Origin of the sequence: Paenibacillus curdlanolyticus YK9, from assembly GCF_000179615.1 — a bacterium.
Taxonomy (GTDB): domain Bacteria; phylum Bacillota; class Bacilli; order Paenibacillales; family Paenibacillaceae; genus Paenibacillus_T; species Paenibacillus_T curdlanolyticus.
Genome location: NZ_AEDD01000011.1, coordinates 41068 through 66893 on the forward strand (window position 1 = coordinate 41068; position 25826 = coordinate 66893).

Consider the following 25826-nt stretch of genomic DNA (forward strand, 5'->3'; position numbering starts at 1 on the left):
TATTCGATTCGCTTAACCGATGGACACTTTATATTGGCGAAGCCACAGGTCCGCTTGCCACAAGTAGGCGAAGAGCTGCGGTCCGCTCATCAGCTGGCCGAACCAAGGAATGTTCGAGCTTGCATCGGCGGAGGCGGCGATTTCACGTACCTTTTTGACGTTAAGAAGCGGAAGCAGCGGCGAGCTGGAGTCGTCGAGCACCTCGAGCAGCATCGTGCGGACGGCTTCGAGATAGTTCGGATTATGCGTTTTGGGATACGGGCTTTTTTTGCGCCACAAGACATCCTCGGGGAGAACGTCGACGAGCGCTTTTCGCAAAATGCCTTTTTCGCGGCTGCCGGACGTTTTGATTTCCCACGGAATATTGAACACGTAGTCGACCAGACGATGATCGCAATACGGTACGCGAACCTCAAGTCCGACGGCCATGCTCATGCGATCCTTCCGGTCGAGCAGCGTGGGCATGAAGCGGGTTATGTTCAAATAGGACATGATGCGCATGCGGCGAGCAGCTGCATCCTCGCCATCGAGATGAGGCACTTCTGCCAGCGCATCGGCATAGCGATCGGCGAGATATTGCTGCGGCTTGATCCAATCGGCAACCTCCGGGTTCAGCAGGTCGCTGCGCATGCCGGTTGCTAGCGACCATGGGAACGTATTGGCATTCAGCGCTTCTTCCCGGTGGAACCAAGGGTATCCGCCGAATATTTCATCCGCTGCTTCACCGGATAAGGCGACGGTTGCTTCCTTCTTGATTTCCCGGCAGAAAAGCAGCAGCGAAGCGTCGACATCCGCCATGCCTGGCAGATCGCGAGCCAGTGTTGCCGCGCGAAGCGCATCGACCAGCTCCGGCGTATCGAACTGGATCGAATGATGAATCGTGCCTAGATGTTCGCTCATTCGTTTGATCCAAGGCGCATCTGCATTTGGCTGGAACGCGTGAGCTTTGAAGTTCTTATCGTTGTCGACATAGTCGACCGAGAATGTATGGATATTGCCTTGCCCCGTGCCTTGATAATACTTGACCGCCAGCGCGGTGAGTGCGCTCGAGTCGAGTCCGCCAGACAGCAGCGTACACAGCGGCACATCGGAAATCAGCTGGCGCTCCACCGTGTCTTGCAGCAGCTGACTGACGCGAGCAGTCGTTTCTTCGATGCTGTCCGTGTGCGGACGGCTTTCCAGCTTCCAGTACGTATGAATGGCGTTGCCATCGCGCGTGACCGTCATGCATTGGCCGGGGCGCAGCTCGCGCAAATGCTTGTAGACACCATGGCCAGGCGTCCGCGCGGGGCCTACGATGAAAATTTCGGCAAGCCCTTCCGCTCCCACCTGTGCAGGTACCTCGGTATGTGCCAGAATCGACTTCGGCTCGGAGCCGAACATGAATTTGCCTGCGCTCGTTCCTTCGCTGAAGAAGAGCGGTTTGACGCCCAGTCGGTCACGGGCAAGGAACAGATGCTGCTCGCCCGAATCCCAGATTGCAAAAGCAAAAATGCCATTAAAGCGCTCGATGCACGCTTTGCCCCATTCCATATAGGAAACAAGCAGCACCTCGGTATCGCAGTTCGTCGTGAAGCTTCTTCCGCGGCTTTCCAGCTCGACGCGCAGCTCAGGCGCATTATACAGCTCGCCGTTATAAACGATGACGTACGTATGTCCGCCGGCATGGCGAATCATCGGTTGAGCGCCATTCTCGGGGTCAATGACGGATAAACGGCGATGCCCAAGAGCGCAATGCGCCGAAATCCACGTTCCGGCAGCGTCGGGACCGCGAGGGGCCAGCGTTTCCGTCATTCGTTCCAAGTGCTCGCTGTCTTGCGTCAGATCACGGTTCCAATCGATCCATCCGGTAATACCACACATGAAACTCATCCCTCTCTCTAGGAGGCTGTCTACTTTTGCTCGCTCGTCCGTTATTTGCAGCATGACAGCAAATTGGTACTGCGTATTCATTCGTCTGTCGAGATGATACCAGTTATATGCGGAATTATAGGATAAAATGTCTGTCCATGGGGGGAACCTATTTGAGGGTACGCATCAGTAGAATGAAGAAGGAGGGGGCAATAGCGATGCCGCATATCGATTTGGCAGATGATAGCGAAGCGGGCGAGCGGAAGCTTTATTATGTATCGGTTGCTGCCGGACAAGTATTGGACGATCCAGAAGCAGCGGCGTACGAGCTGGTCATTAACGCCAACAGAGAAGAGGTGAACCGGCTCAAAACGCTTTTTAACGACTATTCGAGCATGGATGAGGCGCAGGCGTTTCATTTTGTCCGGAATCCGTACGAAACGACCTCGGATGCTGAGCTGAACGGTGGAACGGACGAAATTATCGTTCAAATCTACCGTCTGCTCCGTGAGTTGGGCACGGAGGAAACGAAGCGGTTTCTGACTTCCAATCGCTTGGGCGATTAAGGACGTTCACAATGAAAAAGGCGGTGCAGCAATTTTCTGCTGCACCGCCTTTTGTTCGTGCTTCGTGAGGGAAGGCTAAGGCGTCGCCGCCATGCTCGCGAAAGCTCGATTCACCGTAGGGAATAGGGCATGGGAATCTGCCCTATTCGCCCTGAGGGCGGCTCGCCGAGGGAATAGGGCATAAGAATGTGCCCTATGCGCTCTGAGGGCGGCTAGCCGAGTGAATAGGGCATAGGAATGTTCCCTATGCGCCCCGAAGGGAGCTCGCCGGGTGAATAGGGCATGAAAATCTGCCCTATGCGCCCTGAGGGCGGCTTGCTGCGCGAATAGGGAACAAAAATCTGCCCTATACGCCCCGCGGGGGGCTTGCTGCGCGAATAGGGAACAAAAATCTGCCCTATACGCCCCGAGGGGGGCTTGCTGCGCGAATAGTGAACAAAAATCTGCCCTATGCGCCCCGAAGGGGGCTCGCTGCGCGAATAGTGAACAAAAATGTTCCCTATACGCCCCGCGGGCGGCTTGCTGCGCGAATAGGGAACAAAAATGTTCCCTATACGCCCCGCGGGCGGCTTGCTGCGCGAATAGTGAACAAAAATGTTCCCTATGCGCCCCGAAGGGGGCTCGCCGAGGGAATAGGGCACAAAAATCTGCCCTATTCGCCCCACCCCCGCGCACACGCTACTCCAAATCGATGCCGATGCCGTGCAGCGTCGCGTGCTTGGTAATGGACGACGCAACGGCGATATCAAAGATCGCCATGCCCATCGGGCTGAACAGCATGCGGCCGTCGGCCGGCGCGCTGTTCAAACGGTCGCCGAGCACGGCTTCCGCTAGCGTTAAAGCGTTCGCTTGCGACCAGCCGGCGTGGCGATGCATCAGCTCGATGTCGGTATTTTCGCGACAAACCTCTTCCCAATCATCGACGATGATCGTGTCGACAGACCCCAGCGCCGCCGGGGCATAATCGCGCAGCGAAACATGCAGCAGCAAGCTGCCCGCTGCCGGCGCGGCATCGATATATCGGCTGCCGGAAACGGTGCAGGTGACGACGATGTCGGCATCGCGATAGGCTTCGCGCCAATCGGCGGCGGCATGTCCGGCGTCGCCGACAAGGCTGGCGATTGCTTGCGCGCGCTCTTGCGAGAGGTCAAAGGCGGTCAACCGTCCCAGACGGCTGCCAAGCACCGAGCGAAGCATGCGGGCATGCCATTGGCCGATTGGTCCGCATCCGATCAAACAAACGTTCAGCGGCCGATCATGGCGCTGCGCAGGAAGCGTCAGCCATTTGCGCAGCATTACGGCGCTGACGGCAGCGGTCCGCACAATGCTCAGCAGAGGCCCATTAATCATGGCGACAGGTACGCCGGTATCCGCGTCATTCAAGACGACGACGCTATGCGCGCGCGGGAGCCCTAGTGCGGGGTTGTTCGGAAAGCTCGCAATCCACTTCATTCCGGCGATATCGAACGGCCCTCCGATATAGGCAGGCATGGCGATGATCCGATTGCTGGGATGCTTGAATCGCAAATAAGGCTTGAGCGGCTGCACATAATCGCTCGCGATCATGCAGCGAAGCGCTTCTGTTATCGTGCTGGCCAGCTGGTCCCAATCCGCGCCAATCGACTGTAGCTGCTGTTCATTGATATAGCGCATCGTTAAACGTCAGCTGCCAATTGCGCGAGTGCGGCTTCGCCGAATCCGCTTCGAATCCAGTCGTCGCTGTACACGGTATCGAGATACCGTTCGCCTCTATCGGCCAAAATCAAGACCACGTTCGCCCCGTCAGGCAGCTGAGGCAAGCGCCGCTCCAGCGCGGCTACGACCCCGCCAGCCGATCCCCCAGCCATGATGGATTCTCTTCGCAGCAAACGGCGGCAGCCGGTTGCGCAGTCGAGATCGCTCACGGTCTCATGCCCATCCGCCAGCCCAGGCGCGAATAGCGGCGGCACGATGCCCGCGCCAAGCCCTGGCAGCTTCCGGCTGCCAGGCCCGCCAAAGATGACGCTCCCGCCAGCATCGACGCCAATGACCGCAGTAGGCATTCCTTTATTTTTGATATAGTCGGAGCAGCCGCGCAAGCTGCCGCAGCTGCTAACCCCAACGAGCAGCATGTCGATGCTTCCGAGCTCCTGAACGATTTCAGGCAGCGTCGTGTCTCGATGTGCGGCTGCGTTGAACGGGTTCGCATATTGGTTGGGCCAAAAGGCGTCGCCGATTTGCTGGACAAGCTCCTTTACCCTTGCAATTCGGGCAGGGAGAAATTCGCCCGTCGCAGGATCTGGCTCAGTCACATAATTGATTTCCGCGCCATAAGTGCGAATGATCCGAAGGTTCGCTTCGGCTGTTCGCGGATCGACGACGCAAATGAACCGAAGTCCAAGAATTCCGCATATCATGGAGAGACTTATCGCCATGTTGCCAGAGCTGGACTCTACAATGGTTGTGCTAGGACGAACGAGTCCGGCTGCTATCGCTTCCTTCATCATCCGCAGCGCAGGCCGGTCCTTGGCGCTGCCGCCGGGGTTAAACATTTCGAGCTTGGCATAAACGTTAACGGACGTTTCCGGGTACAGCTGCTTCAGTCGAACGAGCGGCGTTCGGCCGATTAATCCAAGCACGCCCTCGTCCAGCTTTAGTTCCCATCGGTTGGCTGATGCCATTTTTTTTGTTTCACGCTCCCTTGCGGCATTTCGCTTTCGCTGCTTGCCAGCACGATTTCGATTCGAGGCAGCATGCCGCCATGAATCATGGCTCCAATCTCTGGAACACGTTGTCCAATTTCAGCTTCAATGCGCGCTGCACGATCGGGTGTCGCATCCGGTCCGTACAAATAGAGGATCAGCCGGTTGGCGCTGGATGCGGCGCGGACCTGAACGCGTTTGGCATGGGCAAAGACGGCTGCTTCAATGTCATGGATGCTTATTTTTTCGCCATGCTTCAGTTCAGGTCCAATCCTCCGGACGATGGCTTCGAATGTGGCGCCCGCATGCTCGCTGGCCGGTTGAAAGCCGCGAACGACATCGCCGGTTACGAAGCGGATTGCTGGAAATTCGGCGCGCTGCGTGGACGTGAGTACGAGCGCCGCCTCGTCCGAGGCGAGCGTATCAGCAAGCCCTATCGCCGCAGGCGCAACGGCTTCTGCATGAATCCCCTCTGCAAGACGATAGCAGCCGGCGTTGTCATCGAACCATGCGATCGTGCCGATCTCGATCGACCCGTACGTATCCATGACGTCACGCGCATCGATGCCGAAGGTGCTGGCCATCGCGCTTCGCCATTGCGGCGATGCGGCCTCGCCTACAGTGATGATGCATTGGATGCCAAGCGAAGCGGGATCGTCGAGCGCGCATGCAATGCGTTCCAATAACGAAGGCATCGTGTACAGCAGGTCTGGTCGGAATTGCGTCAGCCGCTCAATATGCCGCTCGATTGGTTCATCGTAGGCAATGGCTTCATTTTCCCAGCCCAGTTCCTTAAAAATCGCGATCGACGTCGCGGCGGCATGGCCCGTTCCCATATCCGCGAAAGCGCGCCTAATCGGCCGGTCGCCGGCTAATTGGGCGAACAGCCGCGTTTTGACGGCCAAATACCGGCGCTCATCCGCTTCGGAATAGGCGATCATTTTGCGGCGGCCGCCGCTTGTGCCGGATGTCCGGTATACATAACAGCCTTCGGGCGCTTTGCTGTTGTAATAATGCTGCTCCAGAATGTCGGCTGTCAGATAAGGCGTTTCGTTACCAAGCATGTCGTCCGAGTGTTGCAGAAGCGCCGCATACCAGTCGTATTTACGTGCGTAATAGGCGGCAATTCGGTTCATTCCTTTACGATTCAAGCTCACCCCTCCCCGGTGTGTTATCGTATGTTGGCTTTAACCGCTCGGAATGGGTCTGCGTCCACGAAGGGTTCATCTTTGTGACATATGATGATGAAAACCTTATGCGGAGGCGAATACATTGGCTATGCGAAGTGTAAGAACGCGGCTCGATCATAATAAGATGAGAAAAACGAAAGTGCTGCTCCGGGATCCGGTTGTACGCCGGGCGATTCCGAAGACGGTCATGCTGACGGAGGCAAGGCTTCGCAATATGCTAAGGCTGTATAGCACGGTTTATGTAAAGCCAAACGTTGGTGCGCTTGGCATTGGCGTGATGCGCGTAAGGAAGCTGAAAACAAGAGGCCGCGTGCGATACGAATGGCGGTACAAATTGCTGACAAGGCATACGAGAACGATATCGGCGCTGTACGGGTTAATTCGCGCGTATAAAAAGAGCGGCGCTTATCTTGTCCAGCGCGGTATCCACCTGCTTCGCTATAAAGGAAGGCGATATGATCTGCGCGTCATGACGCAGCGCCGCTCGACCTCGAGGCCTTGGAAAGTAACGGGGATTCTTGCGCGTGTGGCAGCGCCTGGGCGCATCGTGACGAATGGCAGCCAAGGCGCTTCGATTCATCCGATCATGCAGGTATTCCGGTCGAAGATGTCCCAAGGCAAGGCGGCAAACAAGCGCCATCAGGTGGAGCGTCTGTCGCTGCGGATCGCCCGTCGGTATACCAGGGCTCACCCGTCCTGTGTGGAGCTAGGCCTCGACGTAGCCGTGGATCATCGATTGCGTTCATGGCTGCTGGAGATGAATACGAAGCCTCAAATCACGCCTTTCCGTAAGCTGAAGAATCGATCGATGTACCGAACCATTCTTGCTTATCGACGAAGCGCACGAAGATAGGGAACACGAGCAAGGGTTGTTCTCTGTTACATTAATGTTATAAAATCTAACAAATAGGTTGCTGACCCTGCGAATTCGGCATACAATGTCAATTAAGTTGACGTGTTGATTGCCGATTCGGGAGGGATGCGCATGCGAATGACGGTTGAACAAGCGCTGTCTGTGTTTCCATTGTCGGAAGGGAAGTTAATCGCAGGTCGGGACGGATTGAATCGAGTGATCTATGCGGTCCATGTCATGCAATCGACGGACATGGCCGGACGTGTCAAGGAAGGCGATATGCTCATCGCATCAGGCGCTTCGATCCAGGGGAGCCGGGAGGATGCGATAGCGTGGGTTCGCTCGCTGCATCAACGCGGGACAGCAGGCATTAGCGTGAGCGACAGCCCGGAATGGCGAGAATGGGCAGCCTTCATCGCAGAGGAAGCGGATCGGCTAAGCCTGCCTGTCATTGCGCTTCCTGACGCTTTTAACGACGAGTCGGATATTGATGGCTTGCTTCGCGCAGGCATTGCGCGCCAGCTGTTCGCCGTGCAAGACGTGCTGGAGAAGCAGAAGAAGCTTATGCGTCTCGCGCTTAAGCGGGATAAAGCGAGCGACCCGTCTAGCGTTCTTGCTGACATTATGGAAATTGTAGGCTTGCCAGCGGCTATCATCTGGCAGGGTGATCGCGTGCTGTTGAATGCAACCTCCTGCCGGGAGGCGGCATTGCTCCAGCATTGGAGGCGCCTGCCAGTTGGCCGTTGGAAGGCGATAGAGGGTGTTCGTTTATTGCGGTATCCGCTGCATGACAGCGACGAGGAGGGCGGCGGGACAGTGCTGTTCCAGTCTGTCGGACAGACGTCGAAGGCGGAGGATCAGCTGCTTCTGCAAGCGGCGGAGCTGATCGCGTCCTACGCAGTGCTTGCGCTTCCAGGCGCGGCAGGCGCAGCTGCTCCGGATGATTTGGGTACGATGTTCCTCCGTTATTTGCAAGGCGGCATTCCAAGCCGGCTCTTAATGGAGCGAGCGAGAAAAAGCGGCGTTATGTTATGTAATGGCGAATATTATTGTGTGCTGGGCGTTCATAAGGATGCAGGGAAGCTATCAGATCGCGGATTAAGCCAAGCGCTGATGGCGCATCCGCAGCTGACAGGGCTACAGATTGTACACTTTACGGTTGAGCAAGGGAGCTTGTACGTCGTGCCTGCTGAAACCTTCCAAGGCGTCGATAAATTGGCTGCTGTGCTGAGGGAGTGTGCAGCGTTGGTACGGGGCCGCGGTGGGCCAGCGCTTGCGCGTGTTGCAATCAGCTATAAGAAACCGGCTTCCAATCAGCTGCGTGAAGCGTATGCGGAATGCGTGGACGCGATTCGGCTTGCGGATGGCATGGCTGACGAGGAGGTGGTCATCCCTTTCTCGGATAAAGAGCTCGCTTATTTATTCGAAGGGATTCCGAGGGAAAGGATGAGCCGCTTTTATAAGACGGTGTTGAAAAAGCTTTCGGATGAAGAAAACGACCACGAGCGCGAGCTCATGCGGACGCTAGACATGTTCTTGCAGCAGGATGCTCAAGTTGGCGAAGCGGCGAAACGCCTATATATTCACCGGAATACGGCAGCTTATCGGCTGGAGAAAATCGGCGAGATGCTGGAGGTTGATTTTAAGAAAACATCGGATTTGCTTCGCATGAAATTAGCGTTCCTGTTCCGGCATATGCTAATGGAAGAAAATACAGCGGACTAACAATCGCCGCCCGGGGAGGAAACGCATGGGGAATATGCTCATTCGCAATGCGATAATCGTGACGATGAACGAGGCTGGCGATGTGCTGCGAGGCGATGTCCGCATCGTGAATGATCGGATTGTTGCATTCGGCAATTTCGAGGGTGCGGAGGACGGCTTCGTTCCCGATACCGTCTACGAGGCTGATGGCCGCATCCTGCTGCCGGGCTTTATTCAGACGCATGTCCATCTCTGCCAAACGCTGTTCCGAGGGCGGGCCGATGATATGGAGCTGCTCGATTGGCTGCGGACGCGGATTTGGCCGCTCGAAGCCGCGCATGATGAGCAATCGGTTTATGTGTCTGCGCTGCTCGGTATTGGCGAGTTGATTCAAAGCGGGACGACGACGCTGCTGGATATGGAGACGGTCCATTATACGGATTCCGCGTTTCGTGCGATGGCGGAAAGCGGCATACGTGCGATATCAGGCAAAGTGATGATGGATCGCAAGGGCGGCGACGTGCCGGATGCGCTGCAAGAGGACACAGCACGCTCTATTGAGGAAAGCGTTGCGCTGCTTCGCAAATGGCATGGATACGATGGAGGCCGGCTGCAGTATGCCTTTTGCCCGCGGTTTGTCGTTTCCTGCACAGAGGAGCTGCTAATAGCGGTACGCGATTTATCCGCGGAGCATAATGTGCTCGTCCATACCCATGCCTCAGAAAATCGGGGCGAAATCGAGCTGGTCGAGCGGGAAACGGGGCTTCGCAACGTTGCTTATCTGGACGCCATTGGCTTAGCGTCGCCGCGACTTGTGTTGGCGCATTCGATTTGGCTGGATGATGCAGAACGCGAGATAATAAAACGAACAGGGACGAAGGTGACGCATTGTCCGGGCTCTAATTTGAAGCTGGCTTCAGGGGTTGCGGATGTTCCGGGGCTGCTTGGCGATGGCGTACAAGTGGGGATCGGTGCAGATGGCGCGCCTTGCAACAACACGTTGGACATGTTTCAAGAAATGCGCCTGACGGCGATGATTCACAAGGTGCATCATGGCCCTACGGCAATGGATGCCCGAACGGTGCTGCGGATGGCTACGATCGGAGGGGCGGAAGTGCTGGGCATGGAAAAGGAGATCGGTTCGATCGAAGCAGGCAAGAAAGCAGATCTTGTATTGCTGGATCTGAATAAGTTTCATGCCTTCCCTTCCTATGATGCCGACCTTTATTCCAGAATCGTTTATTCGGCGGGTCGTGGCGATGTGCATTCGGTGTGGATCGACGGTAGGCTTGTCATGGACAATCGGTGCATGACGATGATGGATGAAGCCGACGTGCTGCGGAAAGCAGACGAAGCAATCGCCCGTTTGCTGACAAGGATGTCCCTATGACGACAATCGTCGGATTGCTCCTTGCGGCTGGCGCAAGCTCGCGAATGGGGCAGTCGAAGCTGGCGCTGGAGTGGCCGGGGACAAGCGAGACGGTTGGCGCTCGGTGCTTGCGTCTGCTCCAATCTGCTGTGAGCGTATCGTTGGTCGTCGTACGGCCAGAGCAGCCGTTGTCTTGGATGCGGCCGTCCTTGGCTCCGGCTGGGCTGGACAAGGAACGCTTGCGAATCCTTCCGTGCGCCAATGCGGCAGAAGGGCTGTCTGCATCGTTGCGGATGGGGGTGTCCGCGGCGGGAGCGATGGGCGCGGACGCTGTGCTCGTTATGCTGGCCGACCAGCCATTTGTGACGGAGGAGGTATTAGCGTCGCTTGTCCGTCGTTACGGCGATGGCTCCGAGCTGGATTGGGTGGCGGCGACGGATGGAGAAGGTCCGAAGCCGCCTATCGTATTATCTAAGCGGCTCTTTGAACAGGTCGAAACGTTGAGAGGGGATGAAGGCGCCAGACGAATCGTGAGGCAGCAGTCATCGCTGCGGGGCGAGCTTGTTTTGGTTGATGAGGCTTGCTTTTTCGATATTGATACCCCTGAGCAATGGGCTGAGGCGAAAAGGAGGTACATAAGCTGAGTGATGAGGAAAGGCCATATGGAGCGGCGATTCGGTGCATGGAGCACAATCGCTGCTTTTTGTTTTGGTTCAATAACCAATGTTGTGTCAGGTTTGTTGACCTCAAAATGACATTTTCATATAGTGAGATTACTTAAAAGAAAGGCGCCAAGAACGGAGGGGTCCGGATGGATAGCTTTCATTCGTTGCTGAAACGCCGTCGTCAACGGGAGTGTTCCGGCGTGCTAGCGACATTGCGGTCAGCTGAAGGCCATGCTTATCGGAAGCCTGGCGCTGCGATGTTGATCGGACCGAATGGACAGCTGGATGGACATTTGAGTCCGGGCTGCATTGAAGCCGATTTGGCACGGCTGGCTGATCGGGTGCTGGAGAGCGGAAGGTCTGCGTTCATGGTTTACGACGTGCGTGAGGCTGATGATTTGTCCTGGGGAGAAGCGGTAGGCTGCGGCGGTCGGCTGGAGGTGCTGCTGGAGCCGATGGATGCGACGCTAGTTGCTGCGCTTGACGCGGTGGAGCGCGCTTTGGATGAAGGGCATGCGGTGAAGCTTGCGCGGCGGATGAATGGCGAAGGGCTGGTCAGCGAATACCGGGTACAGTATGGGGATTGCTGGCATGAGCGTTTTTCAAGACCTTTAGATGGCATGCAGCGGGTGGATCAAGTGATCAGCTTCTATTACGAGGCGAATCCGCGGCTCCTTGTTTTCGGTGCAGGCGATGATGCGATGCCAGTCGTAGAATTGGCGTCTCGAGCAGGGTTTTCGGTTATCGTTGCGGATCGTAGAGAAGCGCTGTGCAGCCGATTGCGATTTCCTTCTGCTTCCCTTCTCGTGTCCGATGGCGTGAATGAGATGGGGGCGGCGCTGGCGATCGGCCCCAGAGACCGGGCTGTCGTTATGACGCATCAAATGGCACAGGATCGCGATCTATTGGTGCTCCTTGCGAAGTCCCCTGTACGATTCATAGGCTTGCTAGGGTCTTCCAAGCGCGTTCGTCGATTGACGGAAGGTTTGCTCTCGCCTCGCGATTCGCGCTTGCATGCCCCTGTAGGAATCGTCCCTTTCGCAGAAGGGCCTGAACGAATCGCGATCAGTATCGTGGCTGAGCTGTTAGAGGATATTCGGCAGGAAGGCGCCTCAATCTCCTTGCGAGCGGCGGTCGAAGCAGAGAAGGGGTGAGGGGATGGCGTCTCTGGAGCGGGATGTGCCGGCGTATGCGGCCGTGAAGGTTTGGCGTCCGCATACTGCGGAGGAGGCTTGGCGATTAAAGCGGCAATTCGGGGCAGCGGCCCGTTACGCTGCAGGCGGCACTTGGCTTAGGACGCGGTGGGAATCAGGTGCGGCTATGATGCCGCTGCACCTGATCAGCTTGGAGCAGATTGCTGACATGCGGGGTGTCCAACAAATTGAGCTGGCTTCTATAGGAGAACCCCAAAGCTCGTTCCTTCGAATCGGCGCGATCACTTCGCTTGCCCAATTGATGGAAAGCCCTTTGGTCACGGGTGTCGCTCCTTTGCTGCAAGAAGCGGCAAGATCGATCGCAGCCCCTTCCATCCGACAATTGGCAACCGTTGGCGGTAATGTGTTGACGCGAAGCGGCGACTTGATCCCAGCATTGGCAGCGTTGGATGCGCAGCTTGTCTTGTGCACAGGAAGCGGGGCGAATGGCGGCCGGCATAGCGGCGGTTATGAGCGCCAGCCGTTAATCGAATGGCTTGCTGCGAGCGGCAATGATTCGGATAGCAGCGTAGTCGTTGCCGTCGACATTGCAGCTGAACCGCGGAGCAAACCGTATTGGTTTCGCAAAATTGGACGCCGGGAGTCGTTTTCGCCATCCGTTATAACGGCAGCCGGAACGTTCGGCATAGACGCGACTGGGCGACTGGACGACGTTCGAATCGTCGTTTCGGGAACAGGGATGCCTGCCGTGCGCCTGTATGACGCGGAGACGGCAGCTGAGCAGGGAGCGTACGGAATGGCGCTTTATGCGGCAGTTCGTGCAGGCGTACCGTCCGTTTCAGATGATTTTGCAGGATCAGCCTACAGAAGAATGGCGGCGGCGAATATGATTGCATCGGAGCTGGATGCGGCGGTTCGATCGATTGCTGCAGTAGGGGAGGTGTCAGCCGATGGATAGCCGGTTGAATGATTCGCCAGGCAGGGCGGCTCCCTCGGTGAAGCTGAGCAGGGATACGGCTGGAGCGAGGTGGATGGATCGCCCTGATGGCCATGCGAAGGTGACGGGGCAGCTTGCCTACTTGACAGATCGAAGCATCGAGTCGATGCTCCATGGCAAAGTGCTGCGCAGCCGGCATCCCCATGCCAAGCTCGTTCATGTGGATATCGCTGCGGCTGTGTCGATGCCTGGCGTCCATGCGGTGCTGACGGCGGAGGATGTTCCGGGGTTAAACGGGTATGGCATCGTCACGCAGGATATCCCGGTATTTTGCACGGATCGGGTGCGCCATGTCGGTGATGTCATCGCTGCAATTGCGGCGGAGACGCCGGAGCAGGCAGCGGCGGCAGCAGAGGCGATTCATGTTGATTACGAGCCGCTTCCCGTTGTCGATGATCCCCTTCATGCGCTTGAGACGGATGCGCCGCAGCTGCACGAGATGGGAAATTTGCTGCATGAAACGCGCGTATGCCACGGTGATATTAATGAAGCATTTGCACAGTGCGCAGCGATTGTCGAGGAAGTGTATACGACGCCGCGCCAGCTTCATCTGTATATGGAAACCGAAGGCGGCTTGTTCATTCCTGAGGAGAGCGGGCGGCTCACCGTCTATTCAGCGACGCAGCATGGGTATAAGGATCGGATGCAGCTGGCGCGCATACTAGCAATGCCTGAATCCTCGATCCGCGTCGTATCAAGCCCGATCGGCGGCTCGTTCGGCGGCAAGGATGAGCTGAACGTTCAGCCTTACGGCGCGCTGCTGGCGCTGCGAACCGGTCGTCCGGTTCGGCTGCACAACAGCCGGAGAGAGTCGATGCGCGCGAGCATCAAGCGGCATCCGATGCGCATACGCATGCGGACAGGCGCCGATGCGCAAGGGATGCTCATCGCGCATCATACGGAGATCATAGCGGATACGGGAGCATACGCAACGCTCGGGCGAGAGGTGCTCCAATTTGCGACCGAGCATGCAACAGGTCCATATCGTATTGCGAATGTGAAGACGGAAGGGAAAAGCGTGTTTACGAACAACGGCATCGCCGGGGAGTTTCGCGGATTCGGCGGGAATCAGGTCATCTTTGCGCTGGAGGGCCAAATGGACCGGTTGGCAGAACGGCTTGGCATGGATGCTTGGGAGCTGCGCCGTCGCAACCTGCGCGAAGCGGATGATCCAGGGCCGCTGGATCAAATCATTGTGCCAACCGACGGAGCCAGCGATGTATGGGCTTCGGCGATGCGATCGACGATGATGGCCCGTCGAGGGCGGGTGACGCAAGGCGCGAAGCCATGGCTGGTGCGCGGGGTAGGTGCCGCTATCGTCATGCATGGCGGCGGCCTCGGCTACGGCATACCCGATCCTGCGGGCGGGCGGCTGGCGTTGTCCGCTGACGGGAAGATTGAAGCGGCCTTCGGCTTCGAAGAGTTTGGGCAAGGCGTATTGTCGGTGCTGCAAATGCTAGTATGCGACCGGCTTCAGTGCTCGGCTGCTGACGTCCGCATCGTAATTGGCGACACCGATGCTGTGCCCCATACGGGATCTGCGACTGCTTCGCGAGCGACGGCGATGGCGTGGCAGGCGATGCAGAAGCTCGTGCCGCCTTTTGCGTCAGCGATTGTTGAACGGGCGGCGCAGCTGCTAGGCTGCGAGCGAGAGGAGCTGTTTACGAGCGAAGGCGGCGTGTGGCGGCGGGCCTCGCCCTTGTCTGCAGAGCTGCCGCAGCTGGCTTTGACTTATAAGCAGCTGGCAGAGTCTTCTCCTGCGCGCATCATAGAGCAGGCGGCGTTTGATTTTCCGGTCACGCCGACGGTTGATCCGGTCTTTGGCGCGCATTTTCTGTATACGTATGCGTCCGTTGCGGCGGAAGTCGAGGTGGATTTGCTGACGGGCCGCGTGCAAGTGCTTCAGACCGATCATTACGTTGCGGCGGGGCCAGTCGTCAATCCGATGGGCTTTTTGGGGCAGATTGAAGGCGGTTCGGTTATGGCTCTGGGCTTTGCTTTAACGGAGGATGTCGTCATGGAAGAAGGCCGTTATGCGAGAGGTCAGCTGGATACGTACATGATTCCCACCATCCGGGATATTCCCGCAGCGGTAAACGTGGAAGCGATCGAGCATCTGCCGGCTGGCGATCCGTTCGGGCCGCGGGGCGTTGGCGAGATCGGCACAGTGGGCCTTGCTCCTGCTATCGCATCAGCCATTCGGGCGGCATGCGGCACTTGGGTGAATCGGCTCCCGGTACGGCCTGAGCAGCTGATTCGGCCTTATCATACCTTTTTGGAGGGACGGCTTCATGATTGAAACCTCGTATCGGTTAGGCTGCATGCTGAATGGAGAAGTTGTGTCTCGCCAAGTGCCGCCGGTGCGGCGGCTGCTCGATTTGCTGCGGGAGGACATGGGGTTGACGGGGACGAAGCCGGGCTGTGATGTCGGAAGATGCGGCGCTTGCATGGTGCTCGTGGACGGCAAGCCGATGAATGCATGCTTGCTGATGGCTTACCAATGCGAAGGCAGGTCAATCGAGACGATTGAATCCATTGCGGGGCCGTCAGGGGAGGGGCTGCATCCGATTCAGCAAGCGCTGGTCGCAGAGGGCGGATTGCAATGCGGCTACTGCACGCCCGGCATGGTCGTCAGTCTCAAAGCGCTTTGCGACGAGGTGCCTCAGCCAACGAGAGCGCAAATCGAAGAGGCGTTAAGCGGGAATTTATGCCGTTGCACCGGCTATGAAGGCATCATCCGCGGGGCATTGCGAGTATCGGCGTTTTATCAGCAACCGCATCCAGATCCGACACCTTGAAACCAAGACGGCGAATACAAGCTTTGCGTGCCGGCTGATGCCGACGCAGGCGATTCGCTTTCGATACGGGAGGAGAGATCAGCGATGAAGAAATGGACACTGCTGCTGGCGCTCGCGCTGCTCGTCATAACGGCTGCTTGCTCGAAGGAGGCGAGTGCGCCGAAGGATGAAGGGTATCAGAAGGCGGGCGACGAGCAGGCGGTTAAGCCGGATGACAAGGCTAGTGCCAAGCCCAGAGTCGCTTTCGTGTATATTGGCGTTCCGGGTGATGGCGGCTGGACGTACCAGCATGATCTGGGCCGCAAAGCGGTCGATGAGAAGTTCGGCATTACGTCCACAATCGTCGAGAACGTGCCGGAAGGGCCGGACGCGGAGCGCGTTTTCGAGGAGCTGGCGCAAAAAAACGACATCATATTCGGCACGAGCTTCGGTTATATGGATGCGATGGTTAATGTGGCGAAAAAGCATCCCGACGTCAAGTTTGCGCATGCGACAGGCTATAAAACAGCAGAAAATTTATCCACCTACGCGGGGCGCGGTTATCAGACCGGCTATTTGTCAGGCATGGCTGCCGGCCTCATGACGAAGAACAATAAGATCGGCTACGCGGCGGCGTTTCCGATTCCCGAAGTCATCTACACGATCAATGCGTTCGCCTTAGGCGCGCAAAGCGTGAATCCGGCTGCAACCGTGCAGGTCGTATGGACGAATACATGGTTCGATCCAGCTGTCGAGCGCCAAGCGGCGGTCAGCCTTCTCGATCAGGGCGTTGATGTGCTTGCCAACTATCAGGATTCCCCTGCTGGCATTCAAGCGGCTGCCGAACGCAGCGTGTATGGGTTGGGCAACGATTCCGACATGAATAAGTACGCGCCTGATTTTTATTTGACGAATCCGGTATGGAACTGGGCGCCTTACTACGTCGATCAAGTGCAGCAAATCGTTGACGGCACGTGGAAATCCTCCGACTATTGGGGCTCGGTTGCTGATGGAACGGCGGATATTGCGCCATTCGGCAAAAGCGTTCCGCAATCGGCACGCGATACGATCGAAACAAAAAAGCAAGCGATCAAAGACGATTCGTATCATGTATTCACGGGTCCAGTTTACGATCAAAGCGGAGCGGAGAAGGTAGCTGAGGGCAAAACGCTATCTGACGCAGACATTCACAGCATGATGTGGTTCGTTAAAGGCGTGAGCGGGACGATTCCAAAATAGCGTTGCCCATTTTTTTGGACGGAGGTGTTTCGATGACTCCGCATTTTACGGAACGAGCATTAATGTACGGCAAAGGCGACGTGTTCGTCTATCGCATGTATGCAACGCCGCTTACGGGAGTAAAGCCGATTCCGGAGTCGTCCTACACGGGCGAGGATAACATTATTTTCGCGTGGAATGTCGACGTGGCGCTGGGCGGCGAAGCGTTCCGCTCGTCATTCACCGAGGGCGACAACGGGCTGGTTGTGGCGACTGACTCTATGAAAAATTTTATCTTGCGCCATGCCGCTGATTTTGAAGGCAGCACGATTGAATCCTTTCTATCGGTAATGGCGACTCGATTTATGGATCAATACGGTCATATCGATCGAGTTGAGCTGGGAGCGGAACGGCTGCATTTTGATGCTGTTTCCGTCGGTAGTTCGGAAGGCGTGAAGCGAAGCGATACCGTGTTCCGTCATGCGCGTAATGAACAGGCAACCGCGAGAATTGCTGTTGTCCGCGGGCAAGCTGGCAATGAAATAGTAGCCTTGGAGGGAGGCTTGCGCGGCGTCCAGTTAATCAAGGTGAAGGGGAGCGCATTCGCCGGCTTTATACGCGATGAATATACGACGCTGCCCGAGACGAGCGATCGGCCGCTATATATCTATTTGAACGTGGCGTGGGCTTACGCTGATGCTGAGGACGCTGTCTCCGATGATCCCACTCGGTATGTGCCAGCTCCGCAGGTCGGGGACATCGTTCAGTCTGTGTTCCACGAGGTGTATTCGCCTTCGATTCAATATTTGCTTCATCAAATCGGGCTGCGCGTGCTGGAGCGGTTCCCGCAGCTTGCGGCGATTTCGTTCGAATCCAACAATCGGACATGGGAAACGATCGTTGAGCAGGCAGCGGCTAGCTCAGGTGCTGTGTATACGGAACCGAGACCTCCCTACGGCTTTCAAAGGTATACCTTGACGAGGAGCGATGCGGATGAGCATGGGCAAAATCACGACGCACGCCTTGGATCTGCTTCGCGGTAAGCCGGCTGCTGGACTGAAGGTGGAGCTGTGGAAAATCGAATCGACTGAGCGGCGCCAGCTAATAGCTGTCGCCGAGCTCAATGAAGACGGCCGGACCAGCGGCCCTCTTCTGGCGGGCGAGGAGCTGGATGTCGGAATCTACGAGCTGCAATTCGCCGTCGGCGACTATTTTGCTTCGTCGCCAGTTGCGGGTTCATCCCCCTCGCTATTCACGATTGTACCGATCCGCTTCTTCGTATCGGACTGCATGCAGCATTACCATGTGCCGCTGCTGGCTGCGCCTGGCGGCTATAGCACGTATCGCGGAAGCTGACAGGGGGCGTGGCGAACGATGGAGTCCATTGCGCAATTGAAGCAGCTGCTCGCGAATCAGGTGGAATGGTTGTCGCATTATGGCGCAGACAGCGATGGCGGAGTGACGCGGCTGCTTTACACGCCAGCGTGGTTAAAGGCGCAGCAGGCGTTGGCAGAGCGGATGCGGGAAGCTGGATTGGATACGTATTATGATGATGCAGGCAATCTGTACGGGCGTTTGGAAGGGACGGAGCATCCGGAGGAAGTTGTGTTAACGGGCTCGCATATCGATACGGTGCGATCAGGGGGGAAATATGACGGGGCGGCAGGCATTTTGGCTGGTTTAGCCTGCCTTAGACGGCTATATGCGCAGTTCGGAAGGCCTAAGCGAACATTGGAAATTGTTTCGTTATGCGAGGAGGAAGGGAGCCGGTTTCCTATTACTTTCTGGGGATCAGGCAATATGACGGGCCGCTGGAGCATGAGCCGCATACCTGATGTGGCGGATGCCGAAGGCGTCTCGTTAGGGCAAGCGATGGCGGATGCCGGATTCGGCCCGGGAACGCATCGTCCATGCCGGCGCTATGATTTGGTTTCGTTTATTGAGCTTCATATCGAGCAAGGCATGGTATTAGAGCGGCTAGAATTGCCGATCGGAATCGTACAAGGCATTGTCGGTCAAGTCAGATTGACATTCGAGGTGTGCGGGGAAACGAACCATGCAGGGACGACCCGGATGGCGTGGCGGAAGGACGCGGTTGCAGGAACGGCAGAGATGACGCTTGCTTTGGAGCGAGAGGCTAGGTCCGCAGGCGATCCATACGTTGCGACTGTGGGGAAGATGGTCGTAGCGCCGAACGTGTCGAATGTGATTGCCGGCAATGTGCTGTTTACTGTCGATCTGCGCCATCCGGATGCGCTTTCTTTAGAAGCCTTTGCGCGTCGCATTGTTGAACGGTTTTACAGCATTGCCGCCGAACGCTCGCTGCAGCTGTCGCATCGACAGTGGATGCATGCGGACCCGGTGCCGATGAACGAAGAGCTGGTCCATAGGCTGGAGCAAACGTGCAAAAGTCTGCAAGTCAGCTACCACGAAATCCATAGCGGAGCGGGGCATGATGCGCAGCTGCTCAGCGCTGTTTGCCCTTCGGCGATGCTGTTCGTTCCAAGCCGCGCAGGCATCAGTCATTCCCCGGATGAATATACGGATGCGCAGGACTTGGCAGTCGCGACCCGCGTGCTAGCCGATACGCTGTACCAGCTTGCTTACGTTGGCGGTCAACGGCAAGCGTGAAATTAGCTAAGCTGGGATAGCACTAGTCCCATTAATGCAATTACGACGATAACCGTGCCGATCGCGAGGCCGATGATCAGTTTAGGCGAGATGTTCATGGATAACGGCTCCTTTTATTGTAAGTCAGAAAAAATCCCCAAAACCATTGCTGCTGCTGGGTTTTGGGGATTTTGTATCGTATGTATCGATCATTGTCGAATAAAGTGGCGTCCCGGAAGGGATTCGAACCCCCGACCGACGGCTTAGAAGGCCGTTGCTCTATCCGGCTGAGCTACCGGGACACAACGGAAATTATTGTAGCATACGATTGCCTGTTTGTGCAATCCGAAATTTTTTATCGGCAGCTATCGTTTAAATCGGGGTAAACTCGGACAAAACTGCTACAGGATGCTTGCGAGAAAAGGGGGGCGCTTCCATTCGTGTGTTTCATCGCGTAGCATGGTATAATGAACCAACCAAAGATTGGCGAAACGAATGTTTCCCAAGCGCAAGGCGGTGCTACCATTACGGAGAAGAACGAACCCCGGGAAGACAATCGAGATAATGTGTATCTTTTCCCAAAGATGCTTGACCACTATCAGATCCAACTAACGCGGATGTTGGAAGCCGAGCAATATAGCGACGCTAAGCAGTTGATTCGGTTTCTGCTGCAATGCCGAGGAGAAGATGCGCGGCATTATGAGGAATGGGGCAACCTGCTGTCCTGGCTGGAGATGGCGTTTCCTGACGAGGGATCGCCGCTTGATTATTCAGGCCTGGCTGATCAGGACGAGGAAGCCGAGCTGCGGCGAGCGGCGCTGAAGCCGACGGAGCAGGATGAGGCTTATGTGAAGCAGGTGCTTTACATTATTCAAAATCATCCTTCCATCGACCAGCAGATGCTTGCGCTTGAGCGAGCCGTGCATTTGGATCATCCTGATGTAGACCCGACGATGATCGAGTGGCTGACGACCGCGCCTGTCCATCCCGTCGTGCAGTTCAAAGCGCTGCAATGCTTAAGGCGCCGCGAGGTGACGGGGAAGCTGACGATGGAGCGGCTGGATGAGGTAACCGAGCTCGATATCGAACTGACGCCGCTTGCGCTGGAGGATTTTCCGGCTCCGGTTGTTCAGACGGTGGAGCGGGTAGAATCGATGTCGGAATCAGAAGATCCGACGCTGCCGCATTTTGCAAGAGAGCTCTGGAAGGAATGCTTGCAATTCTTATACGGAACTTCGGCCTACAATCGAATGCTTGAGGATGAAGAGGAGACGATCGATTGCTGGGCAGCCGCGCTGCACCTGACGCTGCTGATTACGGTTTACGGGTCGGCGGAAGATGATGCGATTCGCGATACATATGGCATTTCAGAGCCGCTTCGGTTCCGGTATGAGCAAGCCTGCCGCTCCCTGCGTCAGGTCGCTGGATTCGGTCGGTTCGACGACAGTCCCGAGTCTTGATAATTACGGGGATGTTGATTATAATAGAATGGTTTATTAAACGTGAGATTTTCGCATTGAATGCGTAATGTTGGAGGGGAAGGCAAACCATGAAAGCAACTTGGGAAAAAATAGACACGAACTTGGTATCGCTCAACGTTGAGGTTGGAGCGGAGCAAGTGACTGAAGCGCTCGATAAAGCGTTCAAGAAAGTTGTACAGAAAGTAAACGTGCCAGGATTCCGTAAAGGCAAAGTGCCGCGCGGCATCTTTGAAAGCAAATTTGGCGTAGAATCGCTCTACCAAGACGCGATCGACATCATCCTGCCGGACGTTTACGCGGCAGCTGTGACTGAAGCTGGCATCCTGCCGGTTGACCGTCCAGAGATCGACGTTGAGCAATTCGCGAAAGGCCAAACGTTCAAGTTCACGGCAAAAGTAACGGTTAAGCCAGAAGTGAAGCTTGGCGATTACAAAGGCCTCGAAGTTCCTTCCGCAGAAGCGGTTGTAACGGAGGAAGAACTGAACGAGGAACTGAACCGTCTGCAACAGCGCCACGCTGAGCTGAACGTTATCGACGAAGGCACAGTAGAGAGCGGCGACACGGCTGTTATCGACTTCGACGGTTCCGTTGACGGCGTAGCATTCGAGGGCGGCAAAAGCGAGCGTTACTCGCTCGAAATCGGCTCCGGCTCGTTCATCCCAGGCTTCGAAGATCAAGTAATCGGCATGGGAACTGGCGACTTCAAGGACGTAGAAGTATCGTTCCCTGAGAGCTACCACGTTGCTGATCTGGCTGGCAAAGCAGCAGTGTTCAAAGTGAAACTGCATGAGATCAAACGCAAAAGCCTGCCAGCGCTTGACGATGAGTTTGCTAAAGACGTTAGCGAATTTGAAACGCTTGCTGAGTACAAGCAGGATCTCGAAAACAACCTGAAAGAGCGCAAAGCGAAAGAAAACGAAGCTACGCGTGAAACAGCTGTTGTAGAGAAAGCTGCAGAAGCGGCGGAAATCGAAATTCCACAAGCAATGGTTAATACGGAAACGGATTACATGCTGAAGGACTTCGAGAACCGTCTGCGCATGCAAGGCATGAACCTTGAACTGTACTTCCAATTCTCCGGCCAAAACGAGGCTGCTCTTCGCGAGCAAATGCGTGGCGACGCTGAGAAGCGCGTTCGCAACAACCTCGTGCTTGAAGCAATCGCTAAAGCCGAAGGCATCGAAGTAAGCGAAGAAGATGTGAACGCTGAACTCGAAACGCTGTCCAAAGCGTACAACCGCCCTGCGGACGAGCTTCGAGACATTTTCTCCCGCAATGGCAATCTCGAAAACTTGAAGGAAGACGTTTCGCTCCGCAAAACGATCAAATTCCTTCTCGAAAACAGCAAAGAAGCAGTTAACGCATAAGCAAGGCCTATCGGCCAGCTTTTCAAGCGTATAGAGGGGTAAGGCACGTTCTTTGAAACGTGCCTTATTTTTCCACTAAACACATACATATGTAACACTCGGTTCCAGCTTGGGGGAGGAATCCCCGTACTTAATGGCAAGACCGCGTCGTATACTGTTAGAAGCGACCTCATTTGGAAAAATGACAGCAACGCATCGACGTGATAAAATAAGGAAGTATCCATTCCGCCTAAAGAAAGAAGGTTGGTCGCATGAATTTAGTACCGATCGTAGTCGAACAGACGAATCGTGGAGAGCGTTCTTACGATATTTACTCCCGGCTTTTGAAGGACCGGATTATTTTCCTCGGGAGCGCCATTGATGACGATGTCGCTAACTCCATAATCGCGCAGCTGCTGTTCCTGGCGGCCGACGATCCTGAGAAGGATATCCACTTATACATCAACTCCCCTGGCGGTTCAGTTACCGCTGGTATGGGTATATTTGATACGATGCAGTTTATTAAGCCTGACGTATCGACCATTTGCGTCGGTATGGCAGCGAGCATGGGCTCGCTTCTGTTGACGGCTGGCGCCAAAGGCAAGCGTTTCTCGCTTCCGAATAGCGAAGTGATGATTCACCAGCCGCTCGGCGGCGTTCGAGGCCAAGCTTCCGACATTAAGATTCACGCTGACTGGATCATCAAAACGAAGCAGAAGCTGAATCAAATTTATGTGGAACGCACGGGTCAGCCGTACGAGAAAATTGAGCGCGACACGGATCGCGACAACTTCCTCTCGGCAGAAGAAGCCGTTGCTTACGGGCTGATTGACAAGGTGGTTACGTCACTATAGAAAGGGTGATCCCATGTTTAAATTCAACGACGAGAAGGGCCAGTTGAAATGCTCGTTCTGCGGCAAATCGCAAGAGCAGGTTCGTAAGCTAGTAGCCGGTCCCGGCGTTTATATATGCGACGAATGCATCGAACTGTGCACGGAAATTGTCGAGGAAGAGCTCGGCCATGAGGAAGAGCTGGACCTCAAAGACATTCCGAAACCAAAAGACATCCGGGGCATCCTTGATTCTTATGTCATCGGCCAAGAAAGCGCGAAGAAATCGCTCGCAGTAGCGGTTTATAACCACTACAAGCGGATTAACTCGCAAAACAAGCTCGAGGACGTTGAACTGCAGAAGAGTAACATCCTTCTGGTAGGTCCAACAGGCTCCGGTAAGACGCTGTTGGCGCAGACGATGGCGAAGATTCTTAACGTGCCATTCGCAATTGCAGACGCGACTTCCCTTACGGAAGCTGGCTATGTAGGCGAGGACGTTGAGAACATTTTGCTGAAGCTGATTCAAGCGGCGGATTACGATGTGGAGAAGGCTGAACGCGGCATTATTTATATCGACGAGATCGATAAAGTAGCCCGCAAATCAGAAAATCCATCGATCACGCGCGATGTTTCCGGCGAAGGCGTACAGCAAGCCCTTCTGAAAATTTTGGAGGGCACGGTTGCTTCGGTACCGCCGCAAGGTGGCCGCAAGCATCCGCATCAAGAATTTATTCAGATCGATACGACGAACATCCTGTTTATTTGCGGCGGCGCGTTCGACGGTCTGGAGCAGCTCATTAAACGCCGGATCGGCAAGAAAGTGATCGGCTTTAACACAGCCGGCGACAGCCAGAAGGAATTGAAGCCGGGCGAATACTTGTCGATGGTGCTGCCAGAGGACTTGCTGAAATTCGGATTGATTCCGGAGTTCGTCGGTCGTTTGCCAGTCATCTCGTCGCTTGAGCCGCTTGACGAAGAGACGCTTGTACGTATCCTCTCCGAGCCAAAGAATGCTTTGGTGAAGCAGTATCAAAAGCTGCTTGAGATGGATAACGTTAAGCTCGAGTTCGAGGCAGGCGCGTTGGAGGCGATTGCCCGCGAAGCGATCAAACGCAATACAGGTGCTCGTGGCTTGCGTGCGATTATCGAGGGAATTATGCTCGAAGTCATGTATGAGGTTCCATCGCGCGACGATGTGAGCAGCTGCCTGATTACCGAGCAGGTTGTCAACGAGAAGATTATGCCAGAGTTGACGCCGAAGAAAGGCAAGAAAAAAGAAGAGAGCGCCTAATTATTAGGCGATTATACATTACCGTTGATGCTTCCACCCCGGCGGGCGGCCTTATTTGGCCGTCTGTCCGCCGGGTGGACTTTGACGTTCATGGGAGAGATACCTCATGTATTTGCGTAAGGACACCGTACCAGTCAAGGTCGGCCCGCTGACAATTGGTGGAAGCGACGAAGTGATCATTCAAAGCATGTGTACGACAAAGACAGCGGACGTGGAAGCGACCGTTGCTGAGATTTTGCGGCTGGAAGAAGCTGGCTGCCAGATTGTACGGGTAACGGTTAACAACAAGGAAGCTGCTGATGCAATTAAAGAAATCAAGAAGCGCATTCATATTCCGCTTGTTGCCGACATTCATTTTGACTATCGTCTGGCCCTTGCGGCGATTGAGAATGGCGTGGACAAGGTTCGTATTAATCCAGGCAATATCGGACGCCGCGAGAAAGTCGAAGCGGTTGTTAAGGCTTGTAAGGAGAAGGGCATTCCGATTCGGATCGGCGTTAACGCTGGTTCCCTTGAGAACCATCTGCTTGAGAAATATGGTTACCCTACGCCAGAAGCAATGGTAGAAAGCGCGCTGTTCCATATCGGCATTTTGGAGGAGCTTGATTTCCACGATATTATCGTGTCCTTGAAAGCTTCAGACGTACCGATGGCGATCGCCGCTTACTCGATGGCAGCAGAGAAGATTAAATATCCGCTCCACTTGGGCATCACGGAGGCAGGAACGCTGCATACCGGAACGATCAAGAGCTCCGCAGGCATTGGGGCGCTATTGGCGATGGGAATCGGCAATACGGTTCGTATCAGCTTAAGCGCGGATCCGGTTGAAGAGGTGAAGGTAGCGCGCGAGCTGCTGAAAACCTTTGGTTTGATTACGAATGCGGCAACGCTCGTGTCCTGCCCGACCTGCGGCCGTTTGGATATCGATCTATTCTCGATCGCCAACGAGGTTGAGGACTACATTTCCAAAATCAAAGTGCCAATCAAAGTTTCGGTGCTCGGCTGTGCAGTTAACGGTCCTGGCGAAGCGCGCGAGGCGGATATCGGCATCGCTGGCGCACGTGGGGAAGGCATGCTGTTCCGTTACGGGGAAATGATTCGTAAAGTGCCTGAAGCCGAGATGCTAGATGAGTTGAAAAAAGAAATCGATGAGATCGTGCGTGTCTACGAGGCGACAGGCGAAATTCCTGGTCGAAAACAGCATTCGCATATCAAGTAAACGTTAGATGCGTTTCGACTC

22 protein-coding genes and 1 tRNA gene are annotated in these 25826 nt (G+C 55.6%); 18 read left to right on the top strand and 5 right to left on the bottom strand.

Translation table 11 applies throughout. From position 1 onward, the window contains the following. Positions 1-12: 12 nt before the first annotated feature. Entirely contained in the window at positions 13-1863 is a 1851-nt protein-coding gene (asnB, locus tag PAECUDRAFT_RS19080) for an asparagine synthase (glutamine-hydrolyzing) (protein WP_006039776.1), read from the bottom strand. Positions 1864-2069: 206 nt separating this feature from the next. Between asnB and PAECUDRAFT_RS19085 the strand changes: the two genes are divergently transcribed. Next, positions 2070-2417 (top strand): hypothetical protein, encoded by a 348-nt coding sequence (locus tag PAECUDRAFT_RS19085; protein ID WP_006039777.1) that lies wholly within the window; start codon positions 2070-2072, stop codon positions 2415-2417. 678 nt (positions 2418-3095) lie between these two features. Here PAECUDRAFT_RS19085 and PAECUDRAFT_RS19095 read toward each other — a convergent pair. The 3 genes from PAECUDRAFT_RS19095 to PAECUDRAFT_RS19105 are packed head-to-tail and all read right to left on the bottom strand — an operon-like array spanning position 3096 to position 6249. Then, positions 3096-4070 (bottom strand): ornithine cyclodeaminase/mu-crystallin, encoded by a 975-nt coding sequence (locus PAECUDRAFT_RS19095; protein ID WP_006039779.1) that lies wholly within the window; start codon positions 4068-4070, stop codon positions 3096-3098. Positions 4071-4072: 2 nt separating this feature from the next. Then, positions 4073-5077: a 2,3-diaminopropionate biosynthesis protein SbnA gene (gene sbnA / locus PAECUDRAFT_RS19100; protein WP_006039780.1), complete on the bottom strand. Its 1005-nt coding sequence runs from the start codon at positions 5075-5077 to the stop codon at positions 4073-4075. Continuing rightward, the gene (locus tag PAECUDRAFT_RS19105; RefSeq protein WP_006039781.1) at positions 5050-6249 is read right to left on the bottom strand and encodes a phenylacetate--CoA ligase family protein; all 1200 of its coding nucleotides are present in this window, start codon (positions 6247-6249) and stop codon (positions 5050-5052) included. The genes sbnA and PAECUDRAFT_RS19105 overlap by 28 nt, the downstream gene beginning before the upstream one ends. Positions 6250-6376: 127 nt before the next feature. Here PAECUDRAFT_RS19105 and PAECUDRAFT_RS19110 point away from each other — a divergent pair, with 127 nt between their 5' ends. From PAECUDRAFT_RS19110 to allC, 12 genes are all read left to right on the top strand, one after another. Further along, on the top strand, positions 6377-7141 hold the full coding sequence (locus PAECUDRAFT_RS19110) for a YheC/YheD family protein (RefSeq protein ID WP_050794397.1): 765 nt from the start codon (positions 6377-6379) through the stop codon (positions 7139-7141). Between the two features lie 132 nt (positions 7142-7273). After that, the gene (locus PAECUDRAFT_RS19115) at positions 7274-8866 is read left to right on the top strand and encodes a PucR family transcriptional regulator (RefSeq protein ID WP_006039783.1); all 1593 of its coding nucleotides are present in this window, start codon (positions 7274-7276) and stop codon (positions 8864-8866) included. A 25-nt stretch (positions 8867-8891) separates the two neighbouring features. Then, positions 8892-10235, top strand: a complete 1344-nt coding sequence (locus PAECUDRAFT_RS19120; protein ID WP_006039784.1) for a 5'-deoxyadenosine deaminase — start codon at positions 8892-8894, stop codon at positions 10233-10235. After that, positions 10232-10858, top strand: coding sequence for a nucleotidyltransferase family protein (locus tag PAECUDRAFT_RS19125; RefSeq protein ID WP_006039785.1), 627 nt, complete (start codon positions 10232-10234; stop codon positions 10856-10858). The genes PAECUDRAFT_RS19120 and PAECUDRAFT_RS19125 overlap by 4 nt, the downstream gene beginning before the upstream one ends. A 167-nt stretch (positions 10859-11025) precedes the next feature. Further along, positions 11026-12033, top strand: a complete 1008-nt coding sequence (locus PAECUDRAFT_RS19130) for an XdhC family protein (RefSeq protein ID WP_006039786.1) — start codon at positions 11026-11028, stop codon at positions 12031-12033. Between the two features lie 4 nt (positions 12034-12037). After that, positions 12038-12991 (top strand): FAD binding domain-containing protein, encoded by a 954-nt coding sequence (locus PAECUDRAFT_RS19135; RefSeq protein WP_006039787.1) that lies wholly within the window; start codon positions 12038-12040, stop codon positions 12989-12991. Continuing rightward, a complete protein-coding gene (pucD, locus tag PAECUDRAFT_RS19140; RefSeq protein WP_006039788.1) occupies positions 12984-15329 on the top strand; it encodes a xanthine dehydrogenase subunit D in 2346 nt (781 codons plus the stop codon). The genes PAECUDRAFT_RS19135 and pucD overlap by 8 nt, the downstream gene beginning before the upstream one ends. After that, entirely contained in the window at positions 15322-15828 is a 507-nt protein-coding gene (locus PAECUDRAFT_RS19145; protein ID WP_006039789.1) for a (2Fe-2S)-binding protein, read from the top strand. Before pucD ends, PAECUDRAFT_RS19145 begins: the two co-directional genes overlap by 8 nt. 84 nt (positions 15829-15912) lie before the next feature. Then, a complete protein-coding gene (locus PAECUDRAFT_RS19150) occupies positions 15913-17046 on the top strand; it encodes a BMP family ABC transporter substrate-binding protein (RefSeq protein ID WP_006039790.1) in 1134 nt (377 codons plus the stop codon). A 32-nt stretch (positions 17047-17078) separates the two neighbouring features. Further along, complete coding sequence (gene pucL, locus PAECUDRAFT_RS19155; RefSeq protein WP_006039791.1) at positions 17079-18068, top strand: factor-independent urate hydroxylase; 990 nt, start codon at positions 17079-17081, stop codon at positions 18066-18068. Beyond that, on the top strand, positions 18019-18381 hold the full coding sequence (gene uraH / locus PAECUDRAFT_RS19160) for a hydroxyisourate hydrolase (protein ID WP_006039792.1): 363 nt from the start codon (positions 18019-18021) through the stop codon (positions 18379-18381). Before pucL ends, uraH begins: the two co-directional genes overlap by 50 nt. Positions 18382-18399: 18 nt before the next feature. Then, positions 18400-19656, top strand: a complete 1257-nt coding sequence (gene allC, locus PAECUDRAFT_RS19165; RefSeq protein WP_006039793.1) for an allantoate deiminase — start codon at positions 18400-18402, stop codon at positions 19654-19656. 204 nt (positions 19657-19860) lie between these two features. Here the strand turns inward: allC and PAECUDRAFT_RS19170 are convergent. Further along, positions 19861-19937, bottom strand: a tRNA-Arg gene (locus tag PAECUDRAFT_RS19170). Positions 19938-20102: 165 nt separating this feature from the next. Here PAECUDRAFT_RS19170 and PAECUDRAFT_RS19175 point away from each other — a divergent pair. From PAECUDRAFT_RS19175 to ispG, 5 genes are all read left to right on the top strand, one after another. Continuing rightward, entirely contained in the window at positions 20103-21095 is a 993-nt protein-coding gene (locus PAECUDRAFT_RS19175) for a hypothetical protein (RefSeq protein WP_006039795.1), read from the top strand. 89 nt (positions 21096-21184) lie between these two features. Then, positions 21185-22483 carry a trigger factor gene (gene tig / locus PAECUDRAFT_RS19180; protein WP_006039796.1) on the top strand — a complete coding sequence of 433 codons (1299 nt, stop codon included), beginning with the start codon at positions 21185-21187 and terminating at the stop codon, positions 22481-22483. 251 nt (positions 22484-22734) lie between these two features. Next, positions 22735-23316 carry an ATP-dependent Clp endopeptidase proteolytic subunit ClpP gene (gene clpP, locus PAECUDRAFT_RS19185; RefSeq protein WP_006039797.1) on the top strand — a complete coding sequence of 194 codons (582 nt, stop codon included), beginning with the start codon at positions 22735-22737 and terminating at the stop codon, positions 23314-23316. Between the two features lie 13 nt (positions 23317-23329). Then, a complete protein-coding gene (clpX, locus tag PAECUDRAFT_RS19190) occupies positions 23330-24586 on the top strand; it encodes an ATP-dependent protease ATP-binding subunit ClpX (protein ID WP_006039798.1) in 1257 nt (418 codons plus the stop codon). Positions 24587-24692: 106 nt separating this feature from the next. Continuing rightward, complete coding sequence (gene ispG / locus PAECUDRAFT_RS19195) at positions 24693-25805, top strand: flavodoxin-dependent (E)-4-hydroxy-3-methylbut-2-enyl-diphosphate synthase (protein WP_006039799.1); 1113 nt, start codon at positions 24693-24695, stop codon at positions 25803-25805. Positions 25806-25826: the final 21 nt, after the last annotated feature.

Excerpts from the sequence above, each read along its gene's own strand:
- clpP (WP_006039797.1), top strand. The coding sequence starts at position 22,735 with ATGAATTTAGTACCGATCGTAGTCGAACAGACGAATCGTGGAGAGCGT.
- PAECUDRAFT_RS19120 (WP_006039784.1), top strand. The coding sequence starts at position 8,892 with ATGGGGAATATGCTCATTCGCAATGCGATAATCGTGACGATGAACGAG.
- PAECUDRAFT_RS19130 (WP_006039786.1), top strand. The coding sequence starts at position 11,026 with ATGGATAGCTTTCATTCGTTGCTGAAACGCCGTCGTCAACGGGAGTGT.
- asnB (WP_006039776.1), bottom strand. The coding sequence starts at position 1,863 with ATGTGTGGTATTACCGGATGGATCGATTGGAACCGTGATCTGACGCAA.
- PAECUDRAFT_RS19150 (WP_006039790.1), top strand. The coding sequence starts at position 15,913 with ATGAAGAAATGGACACTGCTGCTGGCGCTCGCGCTGCTCGTCATAACG.
- clpX (WP_006039798.1), top strand. The coding sequence starts at position 23,330 with ATGTTTAAATTCAACGACGAGAAGGGCCAGTTGAAATGCTCGTTCTGC.
- sbnA (WP_006039780.1), bottom strand. The coding sequence starts at position 5,077 with ATGGCATCAGCCAACCGATGGGAACTAAAGCTGGACGAGGGCGTGCTT.
- PAECUDRAFT_RS19175 (WP_006039795.1), top strand. The coding sequence starts at position 20,103 with ATGAACCAACCAAAGATTGGCGAAACGAATGTTTCCCAAGCGCAAGGC.
- PAECUDRAFT_RS19125 (WP_006039785.1), top strand. The coding sequence starts at position 10,232 with ATGACGACAATCGTCGGATTGCTCCTTGCGGCTGGCGCAAGCTCGCGA.
- PAECUDRAFT_RS19085 (WP_006039777.1), top strand. The coding sequence starts at position 2,070 with ATGCCGCATATCGATTTGGCAGATGATAGCGAAGCGGGCGAGCGGAAG.
- PAECUDRAFT_RS19115 (WP_006039783.1), top strand. The coding sequence starts at position 7,274 with ATGCGAATGACGGTTGAACAAGCGCTGTCTGTGTTTCCATTGTCGGAA.
- allC (WP_006039793.1), top strand. The coding sequence starts at position 18,400 with ATGGAGTCCATTGCGCAATTGAAGCAGCTGCTCGCGAATCAGGTGGAA.
- PAECUDRAFT_RS19110 (WP_050794397.1), top strand. The coding sequence starts at position 6,377 with ATGCGAAGTGTAAGAACGCGGCTCGATCATAATAAGATGAGAAAAACG.
- PAECUDRAFT_RS19095 (WP_006039779.1), bottom strand. The coding sequence starts at position 4,070 with ATGCGCTATATCAATGAACAGCAGCTACAGTCGATTGGCGCGGATTGG.
- ispG (WP_006039799.1), top strand. The coding sequence starts at position 24,693 with ATGTATTTGCGTAAGGACACCGTACCAGTCAAGGTCGGCCCGCTGACA.
- pucD (WP_006039788.1), top strand. The coding sequence starts at position 12,984 with ATGGATAGCCGGTTGAATGATTCGCCAGGCAGGGCGGCTCCCTCGGTG.
- tig (WP_006039796.1), top strand. The coding sequence starts at position 21,185 with ATGAAAGCAACTTGGGAAAAAATAGACACGAACTTGGTATCGCTCAAC.
- PAECUDRAFT_RS19135 (WP_006039787.1), top strand. The coding sequence starts at position 12,038 with ATGGCGTCTCTGGAGCGGGATGTGCCGGCGTATGCGGCCGTGAAGGTT.
- PAECUDRAFT_RS19145 (WP_006039789.1), top strand. The coding sequence starts at position 15,322 with ATGATTGAAACCTCGTATCGGTTAGGCTGCATGCTGAATGGAGAAGTT.
- uraH (WP_006039792.1), top strand. The coding sequence starts at position 18,019 with ATGAGCATGGGCAAAATCACGACGCACGCCTTGGATCTGCTTCGCGGT.
- pucL (WP_006039791.1), top strand. The coding sequence starts at position 17,079 with ATGACTCCGCATTTTACGGAACGAGCATTAATGTACGGCAAAGGCGAC.